Source organism: Streptomyces sp. NPDC060209, assembly GCF_042728155.1.
Taxonomy (GTDB): domain Bacteria; phylum Actinomycetota; class Actinomycetes; order Streptomycetales; family Streptomycetaceae; genus Streptomyces.
The window spans coordinates 1-9867 of record NZ_JBHWZS010000320.1; the positions used below are offsets into that span (position 1 = coordinate 1).

Consider the following 9867-nt stretch of genomic DNA (forward strand, 5'->3'; position numbering starts at 1 on the left):
GCTGGGGAGCTGCGCGGGCATTCCTCATGCCCGCCGCGGGTGTTGCGCCGAGTGCCCGCGGGCAGGGTGCCGCGAGGCGCGGGTGGTGATCGCTGCCTCCTGCGAGGAGGCGTTCCCGCCCGGCCGTTCACGAACGCAGTTGCAGCAGGACAACGGCGAGCGTCGCCGCCAGGAGCAGCAGCGTCAGCATCCCACTGAACGCGATCCCGCCGCGGATGAGAGCGGAAGGCCAGGTGGCCCCGTCCCGGCGGGAGAGGTAGATGGTTGCCGCACCGACCAGCAGAGCGACGATCACCGCGACCATCGCGGCGACCAGGAGCACCAGGAGAGTCAGGGAAGAAATGGGTTCCAGCATCGGACTGCGCCTCCGTGGTCGAGAATCGATACCGAAACTCTCCGTGCCAGGGGCGCCGGTTCCGGGTCCGTGTGCACTTATCTGCACTTTGCCGAGCGGGGCCTTCTGCCTGCCGACGAGCGGAGGAATCAGTGGACTTCGGAACGCCGTCCGAGCGAGAAGCCCTTGATCGTCTCCGCGACCTCTTCCGGCGGCTGAAGGCCTCCTCCGGATTCACGAACCGGCGGGCCGCGACCGTGTGCGGACTGAGCCTTCGTACCTTCGTCTCCGCCGTCGGCCCGGACTCCGATCCGGCGCGGCATCTGCCCACCTACGAGACCTCGCTGGCGATCCTCCGGCACCTGGGTGCCACACCCGTGCAGGACGAGGAGGCCCGGTCATGGCTGATCAAGGTGGAGGACTGGCGCAGGCGGCGCAAGCATCCCTGCGTGATGCTGCCGCCGAAGCCCGACGTCTTCGCCGGGAGGGACGAAGACATCGAGGCGCTGATGTCGTGGCTCGGGGCGGGGGCGAACGACGAGAACGCGCTCACGCTCATGGGCATGGGTGGCGTGGGCAAGACCGCCTTGGCGGTAGCGGCCGCCCATCGAGGTTACGAGGAGGGCTGGTTCGCCGGCGGAGCTCTCTGCGTCGATCTGCACAGCTACTCACCGGCCGTCGAGCGCGGTCCTGAGGAAGTGCTCGACATTCTGCTCCGAGCACTGAAGTACAAGGCACCCAACTGGCCCGTCACCCTGGACGAGAAGATCGGCGCCTGGAACGAGGCGCTGCGCCGTCGTGAGGCACCTCTGCTGCTCCTGCTCGACAACGTCCGCACCGCGGGCCAGGTAGAGCTGATCATTCCTCCGCTCCCTCACCACACGCTGATCACGACGAGGAACAAGATCAGCACCCTGCGGGCGAAGCCGTACGCGGTCAGGGAGCTTTCGCACGCCGGTTCCGTCGGCCTGCTCAAGGCCGTGGCCCAGGCCGACGGAGTGCAGGACACCCGGATCACCGAGGACAGCGCCGCCGCGACGAGGATCGCTGGGCTCTGCGGTGACCTGCCGTTGGCGCTTCGCATCATCGGAGCCCTGCTGCGCGACGAACCGGAGCGGCCACTGCGGGACATGGCCGAGGAGCTGGCGGAGCGGCGTGAGGAGAGACTGGCGGCGTTCCAGCACGAGGACCTGGCCGTACGGACGTCCTTGGACCTGTCGTACGACAGGCTCCCCTCCCGTGAACGCCTCGCCCTGCATCTCCTGGCTGCCGCCCCGGGCGTGGACATCTCCACCGACTGCGTGGGCCCGCTGTTCGGGATGAAGTCGCCCCGACACCTGCTGGCGAACCTCGACCGGGCACATCTGCTGCGGAACGCGGGCGGTGAGCGCTGGGCGTTCCACGACCTGGTACGCCTCTTCGCCAACGAGCCGGATATCGCGGACACCTGGGAGTCGGAGCGAAGCGACGCGCTCCCGCGGCTGTTCGCCCATTACTTGCACCACGCGGCGCACGCGGAGGCACTCCTCACCCCGGACATGGCCGAGCACATCGCCGAAGTCCTACCGGACCTGCCCGAACAGCCTTATCCGCATTCCGAGAAGGCCGTCAGCTGGCTCGATGCCGAAGTCGGCAACGTACTCGCGTGTGCGACGGCCGGGATCTCGGCGGACACGCCGATACGGCGATGGGCTCCGTTCTTCCTCGGCACCTACCTTCTGAGCAAGGCACGGCTGTCCGACCTCCTGCAGCTCACGAACGCGAGTGTCGAAGATCTGCCCAAGGATCTGGTTCTCGGGGCGTGGCCCTACGACCTCCTGCTGCTGCATGGCCAGGCCCTGCTCATGAACGACGAGGGGGAGAGCGCGGCCTTCTATCTGACCGCCGTGGCCAATCGGCCGGATGTACCCGACTCCGCGGTCTCGGCCGCGCTGACGGGTCTGAGCATCGTGTTGCTGCGACGCGGCGAACCGGAGCAGGCCGCCGCCATGGCCGAACGGGCTTCCCGAGCCGCCGCCGCGTCCGGTGATCCGATGCGTGAGGCGGATGCCAGGCTGCGATCCGCTGCTGCGGAGCTCCGCGCGAACGACGCGCGAGCCGCCCTTCGAGGCCTGGACGGGGTCATCGGTACCTATGCCGCGTACGGGCGTCATGGCAACGAGTCGGAGGCACGCGTGCTCAGAGCGAAGGCATTCATGCAGTTGAACCAACTCGCCGACGCCGTCACCGATCTGCGCGCCGCGGTCGCTCTGGGACATCCGTTCTTCGCGGTGGACGCGCACGCCCGGCTCGGGATGGTCCTCCACCTGGAGGGTCGGTGCAGCGAGGCCGGGACTCACCTCCTCGAAGCAGCCGACCGCTTCATGGAGCAAGGGCGCCACAGCGATGCGGGCATGTACAGGGGGGTCTACGGGTTCTGCCTGATCAAGCAGGGGCGCTGGGCCGAGGGTGAGAGTCTCTGCCGGCAGGTCGTCCAGGACGCCGAGCGCCGGGGTGACCACCGGCTCGCCGAAGCCACGGCCCAGACGCTGGCGGGGATGCGGGGCCCGTCCGGTCAGCCCGGCGATCCGGACGGGAGCCCTTGACCCCGCAGCGCGTCCAGCTGGTCCAGGAACCACTGCTGCGGCGGCAGTGCCGTCGCAGCCATGGCCAGTCGTTTCGAGCGGGCGCCCCGTTCGTCGGAGTCCATCGTGAGCGCCTCGTGCAGTGCCGTGGCAGTGGCCGACACGTCGTACGGGTTGACCACGAGGGCGTCCTCGCCCAGCTCCTCGTACGCCCCCGCCTCGCGGGACAGCACCAGCGCGCAGCCGTGGTCCGAGACGACCGGGACCTCCTTGGCGACCAGGTTCATGCCGTCGCGGATCGGGTTGACCAGGGCCACGTCCGCCAGCCGGTACGCCGCCAGGGAGCGGGCGAAGTCGTCGTCGACGTGGAGCAGGACCGGGGTCCAGCCCTCCGTGCCGTACTCCGCGTTGATGCCGTCGGCGACCCGCTGGACCTCCGCCGTGTAGTCGCGGTAGACCGAGAGGTCCTGCCGCGAGGGGTAGGCGAAGGCGATGTGCACCACGCGCTCGCGCCATTCGGGGTGCTCCTCCAGCAGGGCCCGGTAGGCGTGCAGCCCGCGGACGATGTTCTTGGAGAGCTCCGTGCGGTCGACCCGCACGATCGTCCGCCGGTCGGCGCCCACCTGCTCCCGCAGGATCTCCATGCGCTCGTCCACGTCCGCCTCCCGCGAGCGGCGGCGCAGGAAGTCCGCGTCGGCGCCCAGCCCGTGCACCCCGATCCGGGTGTGGCCGGTGCCGCCGAGGATCTCCGTGCAGCAGCCGATGAAGGCGTCCGCCCAGCGGCGCGTCAGGAACGCGGCGCGGTCGGCGCCCAGGATGCCCTTGAGCAGCTGCTCGCCGATGTCGTCGGGCAGCAGCCGGAAGTAGTCGACGGGTGCCCAGGGGGTGTGCGAGAAGTGCCCGATCCGCAGGTCGGGACGCAGTTCGCGCAGTATGCCGGGGACCAGCGAGAGGTGGTAGTCCTGCACCAGGACTGCGGCGCCCTCGCCCGCCTCCTCGGCCAGGGCCTGGGCGAAGGCCCGGTTGTACGCCTCGTAGGAGGCCCACTGCCGGCGGAACTCCGCGTCGAAGACGGGCTCCAGCGGCGTCTGGTAGATCATGTGGTGGACGAACCAGAGCACCGAATTGGCGATGCCGTTGTAGGCGTCGGCATGGACCCCGGCGTCGATGTCGAGCATCCGGACGCCGGGCTCGGACACACCGCGCCGGACCGCCTCGCGGTCGCCGTCGCTGAGGGCGGCGCACACCCACAGCTTGTCGTCGACGGCACTGAGGCCGGAGACGAGCCCGCCGCCGCCCCGTTTCGAGTCGAGGGTGCCGTCGTCCCGCTGTGTGTACGACACCGGGCCGCGGTTGGACGCGACGAGTACCTGGGCAGCGTGCGCGGAGACCATGTACCCGAACCTAGCCCGTTCGGGAAGCCGCCAAACGTGAAGTGAGTGCGAAGCCTGGCGTGAAGAATCGTTACGCCGCGTTGCGGGCGGCGTACTCCGCGACGTCCCGCATCGGCGGCCGTTCCTCGGTGTCCACCGCATGGGTGTGCGGGACGAACCCGTCCGGCCCCCGCTCGAACTGGGTGATCTCGGGCCGTACGAGTGGCCCGCGGGAGAGCCGCAGCTGCGCCGTGCGGTAGATCGTGGCCGCCATCCGCCCGAGGGCCTGGCCGTCCTGGTGGCGGTGTTTGCGCACCCCGACGTCCACCTGTGCCAGCGCGTCCAGGCCGACCGTGTGCAGCGCGTCGACGAGCAGGCCCAGTTCCACTCCGTAACCGACCGGGAAGGGGAGCTGTTCCAGCAGGGAGCGTCGCACCGCGTATTCGCCGCCCAGCGGCTGGACGAAGCCGGCCAGCCGGGGCCAGTGCAGATTGAGCAGCGGGCGGGCCACCAGTTCGGTCACCCGGCCGCCCTGTCCTGCGGTGTCGCCCAGCGGCCGGTCGTACATGGCCTTGACGAACTGCACCTGCGGGTCGGTCAGCAGCGGGCCGACGATCCCGGACACGAAGTCCGCGGAGAAGTCCTTCAGGTCGGCGTCGACGAAGCACACGATCTCCCCGCTGGTCACCAGCAGTGACCGCCAGAGGACCTCGCCCTTGCCGGGGAGGGCGGGTATCCGGGGGAGCACGGAGTCGCGGTGGACGACCCGGGCGCCGGCCCGTCGCGCGACCTCGGCCGTGGCGTCGGTGGAGCCGGAGTCGATCACCACCAGTTCGTCGACGAGCCGGACCTTCTCCATCAGCTCGCGCCGGATCTCCGCCACGATCTCGCCGACCGTCGCCTCCTCGTTCAGCGCGGGCAGCACGACGCTCACGCGCGAGCGGTGCGGATCCCTCGCCCGAGCGGCCGTGAGGCGGTCGAGCGGGCGGTCGGCAGCAGACCAGGAACGCCTGGTCAGCCAGCGTTCCACCTCTTCCAGCACGGTCGATACTCCCTGTATGTGATCCATCTCGCGGTTCGGACGACTATCTCAACCGTCCGGTGCTTCGGTTACAGTCTTGAACAACGCGGATGACCCTCGCATGTCGGGGTCGGTCCGCGAATAAACGCCCGGATCCATGGTCCGGTGCCATAGCGCTCATCCAGAGGGACTGAGGGAACGGCCCGTTGAAGTCCCGGCAACCCTCCTGCCGACCGCGAGGTCACGGTGGGGAAGGTGCCAATTCCGTCTTGTGGCGAAATACGTCGCAAGGAAGATGAGGAGAAAGGGCCTCCGCCATCATGGCCGTGCAGACAGTTGCAGAGAACACCAATTCTTCCGCCGTGGACCTCGGTCCCGCCGCAGCGCTTTCCTGCCGCGAATGCGGCGAGCGTTTCGAGCTCGGTCCCATTTTCGCCTGCGCGTCCTGTTTCGGGCCGCTCGAAGTGGCGTACGACCTGCCGAGCGGCTCCCCCGAAGAGCTGAAGAAGCGCATCGCCGAGGGCCCGAACAACATCTGGCGCTACGCGCCGCTGCTGCCCGTCCCCTCCGATGTCGCGGACAAGCCCAACATCAACCCCGGCTTCACGAAGCTGGTCAAGGCCGACAACCTCGCCCGCGAGCTGGGCGTGACCGGCGGCCTGTACGTCAAGGACGACTCCGGCAATCCGACGCACTCCTTCAAGGACCGTGTCGTCGCCATCGCCGTCGAGGCCGCCCGCGCCTTCGGATTCACCACGCTCTCCTGCTCCTCCACCGGCAACCTCGCCGGTGCGGTGGGTGCCGCCGCGGCCCGCGCCGGCTTCCGCTCCTGCGTGTTCATCCCGCACGACCTGGAGCAGGGCAAGGTCGTCATGGCCGCGGTGTACGGCGGCGAGCTGGTCGGCATCGAGGGCAATTACGACGACGTCAACCGCTTCTGCTCGGAGCTCATCGGAGACCCGCTCGGCGAGGGCTGGGGCTTCGTCAACGTCAACCTCCGGCCGTACTACGGCGAGGGTTCCAAGACCCTGGCGTACGAGATCTGCGAGCAGCTCGGCTGGGAGCTGCCCGACCAGCTCGTCATCCCCATCGCGTCCGGCTCGCAGCTCACGAAGATCGACAAGGGCCTGCAGGAGCTGATCAAGCTCGGCCTCGTCGAGGACAAGCCGTACAAGATCTTCGGTGCCCAGGCCGAGGGCTGCTCCCCGGTCTCCACCGCCTTCAAGGCCGGCCACGACGTCGTGCGCCCGCAGAAGCCGAACACCATCGCCAAGTCCCTGGCGATCGGCAACCCGGCCGACGGCCCGTACGTCCTGGACATCGCCCGCCGCACCGGCGGCGCCGTCGAGGACGTCAACGACCAGCAGGTCGTCGACGCGATCAAGCTGCTGGCCCGCACCGAGGGCATCTTCGCGGAGACCGCGGGCGGGGTGACGGTCGGTGTGACGAAGAAGCTGATCGACGCCGGTCTGCTCGACCCGTCCCTGACCACCGTCGTCCTGAACACCGGCGACGGGCTGAAGACGCTCGACGCGGTCGCCCCCACGACCGGCCTGTCGGCGACGATCCGGCCCAGCCTGGACGCGTTCCGCGACGCGGGCCTCGCCGCCGCCAACTGACCACCCGAGACCGAAGGAAGGCACCCACATGAGCGTCAAGGTCCGTATCCCCACCATCCTCCGCACCTACACGGGCGGTCAGGCCGAGGTCCCGGCCGAGGGCGCGACCCTCTCCGAGGTCATCGCGTCCCTGGAGCAGAACCACCCGGGCATCGGCGCCCGCGTCCTGGACGACCAGGGCAAGCTGCGCCGCTTCGTCAACGTGTACGTGAACGACGACGACGTGCGCTTCGAGGGCGGTCTGGACGCGGTCACCCCGGACGGCGCCGGCGTCTCGATCATCCCGGCCGTCGCCGGAGGCTGATCCCCGGACGGTTACGGGCCCTTATCGCTGCCCGACCGCACAGCGTGAACACAATGGCCCCCTCCGCGAGAGAAGCGGAGGGGGTCATTCTGCATGGTTGAGCACGGTACAGTTGGGGAAGTCCCCGCAGCTGCCCGCGCCGCCCGCATATGAGAATGCGCCCGGCCGCGACAAGAAGCAGCCAAAGTAAGTGAACTCCTTGTGGCATAAGTGGCCTTTGTCAGGCCCGACTTGCCCTGGAATCTTATGAATTCCCCCAATGCGTGCGGTCACGTGTGCCCAGAATTCTCGTCCGATTGACCTGTTGCAGAGGGCAGTTGGGCAGATACATTCGGCCGCGGTCGACGCGTTCCGGCGCACGCCACCCTCTCCTGTCGGAGGGTGAGTTCTGACCCGGGCCCGCGAAGTGCGGTCTCGTGCAAGGGCCAGTAATAGGGGAGTTAGGCATGGCTCAGGGCACCGTCAAGTGGTTCAACGCGGAGAAGGGGTACGGCTTCATCGCGGTCGACGGTGGTGCGGATGTTTTCGTCCACTACAGCGCGATCCAGATGGACGGGTACCGCACCCTCGAAGAGGGTCAGCGAGTTGAATTCGAGATCTCGCAGGGCCAGAAGGGGCCGCAGGCGGACATGGTCAAGCTCGCCGTCGGCTGAGCTCGGCGCGGTCGGCCAACGACACTACTCACACACGCGGGGCCCGTACCTCCCACCGGGGGAACGGGCCTCACGTGCGTCTCCGGTTCCCCCGTCGCCGCCTGCGGCGAAGCCCCGCGGTTGTCCACATCCCGAAGAGGACGCTTGCACTCGCAGGGGTCGAGTGCTAATCATTGGCGTTAGCACTCTCCAGGTGAGAGTGACAGAAACTTGGACCGGGCCGGTGAGGCCCGCAGGCCCAGTGGGGCAAGGAACCACTGAGCACGCTGGCCGTCCGTCGCGGGCGCCTCTCGGTCCGGAGAAATCCACCCCTGTCCGGGAGGACCACTTCACATGGCCAAGATCATCGCGTTCGACGAGGAGGCACGGCGCGGTCTCGAGCGCGGGATGAACCAGCTCGCCGACGCCGTCAAGGTCACCCTCGGCCCCAAGGGCCGTAACGTCGTCCTCGAGAAGAAGTGGGGCGCGCCCACGATCACCAACGATGGTGTTTCCATCGCCAAGGAGATCGAGCTCGAGGACCCGTACGAGAAGATCGGTGCGGAGCTGGTCAAGGAGGTCGCCAAGAAGACGGACGACGTCGCCGGCGACGGTACGACCACCGCAACCGTTCTCGCCCAGGCGCTCGTCCGCGAGGGCCTGCGCAACGTCGCCGCGGGTGCCAACCCGATGGCTCTGAAGCGTGGCATCGAGAAGGCCGTCGAGGCCGTCTCCGCCGCTCTGCTGGAGCAGGCGAAGGACGTGGAGACCAAGGAGCAGATCGCTTCGACGGCCTCCATCTCCGCTGCTGACACCGAGATCGGCGCCAAGATCGCCGAGGCGATGGACAAGGTCGGCAAGGAAGGCGTCATCACCGTCGAGGAGTCCCAGACCTTCGGTCTGGAGCTCGAGCTCACCGAGGGTATGCGCTTCGACAAGGGCTACATCTCGGCGTACTTCGCCACCGACATGGAGCGTATGGAGTCGTCCTTCGACGACCCGTACATCCTGATCGTCAACTCCAAGATCAGCAACGTGAAGGACCTCCTTCCGCTGCTCGAGAAGGTCATGCAGTCGGGCAAGCCCCTGCTGATCATCGCGGAGGACGTCGAGGGCGAGGCTCTGTCGACGCTGGTCGTCAACAAGATCCGTGGCACCTTCAAGTCCGTCGCCGTCAAGGCTCCGGGCTTCGGTGACCGCCGCAAGGCCATGCTCGGCGACATCGCCATCCTCACCGGTGGCACCGTCATCTCCGAGGAGGTCGGTCTCAAGCTGGAGAACGCCGGCGTCGACCTGCTCGGCACCGCGCGCAAGGTCGTCATCACCAAGGACGAGACGACGATCGTCGACGGTGGCGGTGACAGCGACCAGGTCCAGGGTCGTGTCAAGCAGATCCGTGCCGAGATCGAGAACTCCGACTCGGACTACGACCGCGAGAAGCTCCAGGAGCGCCTCGCGAAGCTGGCCGGCGGCGTGGCCGTCATCAAGGCCGGCGCCGCCACCGAGGTGGAGCTCAAGGAGCGCAAGCACCGCATCGAGGACGCGGTGCGCAACGCCAAGGCCGCCGTCGAGGAGGGCATCGTCGCCGGTGGTGGCGTGGCTCTGCTCCAGGCCTCGGCCGTCTTCGAGAAGCTCGACCTGACCGGTGACGAGGCCACGGGCGCCAACGCCGTGAAGCTCGCGCTGGAGGCCCCGCTCAAGCAGATCGCCGTCAACGGTGGTCTCGAGGGTGGCGTCATCGTCGAGAAGGTGCGCAACCTGCCGATCGGTCACGGCCTCAACGCCGCGACCGGTGAGTACGTCGACATGATCGCCGAGGGCATCATCGACCCGGCGAAGGTCACGCGCTCCGCTCTGCAGAACGCCGCGTCCATCGCCGCGCTCTTCCTCACCACCGAGGCCGTCATCGCCGACAAGCCGGAGAAGGCCTCTGCGGCCGCTCCGGGCGGCATGCCGGGCGGTGACATGGACTTCTGATCCTCGGATCAGCAGCTCCAGGCAGTACCCGCAGTATCCGTAC

General features: G+C 68.3%; 8 protein-coding genes and 1 riboswitch. Of the genes, 5 read left to right on the plus strand and 3 right to left on the minus strand.

What is annotated here, in order from left to right:
- Nucleotides 1-127: 127 nt before the first annotated feature.
- Entirely contained in the window at nt 128-355 is a 228-nt protein-coding gene (locus ACFWFI_RS36520; protein ID WP_387398964.1) for a hypothetical protein, read from the minus strand.
- A 131-nt stretch (nt 356-486) separates the two neighbouring features.
- On the opposite strand from ACFWFI_RS36520, the gene ACFWFI_RS36525 reads away from it, so the two are divergent.
- On the plus strand, nt 487-2919 hold the full coding sequence (locus ACFWFI_RS36525; protein ID WP_387398966.1) for an NB-ARC domain-containing protein: 2433 nt from the start codon (nt 487-489) through the stop codon (nt 2917-2919).
- Here the strand turns inward: ACFWFI_RS36525 and ACFWFI_RS36530 are convergent.
- Both ACFWFI_RS36530 and ACFWFI_RS36535 read right to left on the minus strand, forming a co-directional pair.
- Nucleotides 2889-4292, minus strand: a complete 1404-nt coding sequence (locus ACFWFI_RS36530) for an alpha,alpha-trehalose-phosphate synthase (UDP-forming) (RefSeq protein ID WP_387398968.1) — start codon at nt 4290-4292, stop codon at nt 2889-2891. The genes ACFWFI_RS36525 and ACFWFI_RS36530 overlap by 31 nt on opposite strands.
- Nucleotides 4293-4362: 70 nt before the next feature.
- Nucleotides 4363-5313, minus strand: a complete 951-nt coding sequence (locus ACFWFI_RS36535) for a glucosyl-3-phosphoglycerate synthase (protein WP_387398972.1) — start codon at nt 5311-5313, stop codon at nt 4363-4365.
- Between the two features lie 153 nt (nt 5314-5466).
- Nucleotides 5467-5594, plus strand: a riboswitch (SAM riboswitch).
- An 18-nt stretch (nt 5595-5612) separates the two neighbouring features.
- Between ACFWFI_RS36535 and thrC the strand changes: the two genes are divergently transcribed.
- The 4 genes from thrC to groL all read left to right on the plus strand — a co-directional run bounded on the left by thrC (nt 5613) and on the right by groL (nt 9824).
- Nucleotides 5613-6911 carry a threonine synthase gene (gene thrC, locus ACFWFI_RS36540; protein WP_387398969.1) on the plus strand — a complete coding sequence of 433 codons (1299 nt, stop codon included), beginning with the start codon at nt 5613-5615 and terminating at the stop codon, nt 6909-6911.
- A 28-nt stretch (nt 6912-6939) separates the two neighbouring features.
- Nucleotides 6940-7215, plus strand: coding sequence for a MoaD/ThiS family protein (locus ACFWFI_RS36545; RefSeq protein WP_099174090.1), 276 nt, complete (start codon nt 6940-6942; stop codon nt 7213-7215).
- A 446-nt stretch (nt 7216-7661) separates the two neighbouring features.
- Nucleotides 7662-7868, plus strand: coding sequence for a cold-shock protein (locus ACFWFI_RS36550; RefSeq protein WP_003967346.1), 207 nt, complete (start codon nt 7662-7664; stop codon nt 7866-7868).
- 333 nt (nt 7869-8201) lie between these two features.
- Complete coding sequence (gene groL / locus ACFWFI_RS36555) at nt 8202-9824, plus strand: chaperonin GroEL (RefSeq protein ID WP_329039707.1); 1623 nt, start codon at nt 8202-8204, stop codon at nt 9822-9824.
- The last annotated feature ends 43 nt before the right edge of the window (nt 9825-9867 follow it).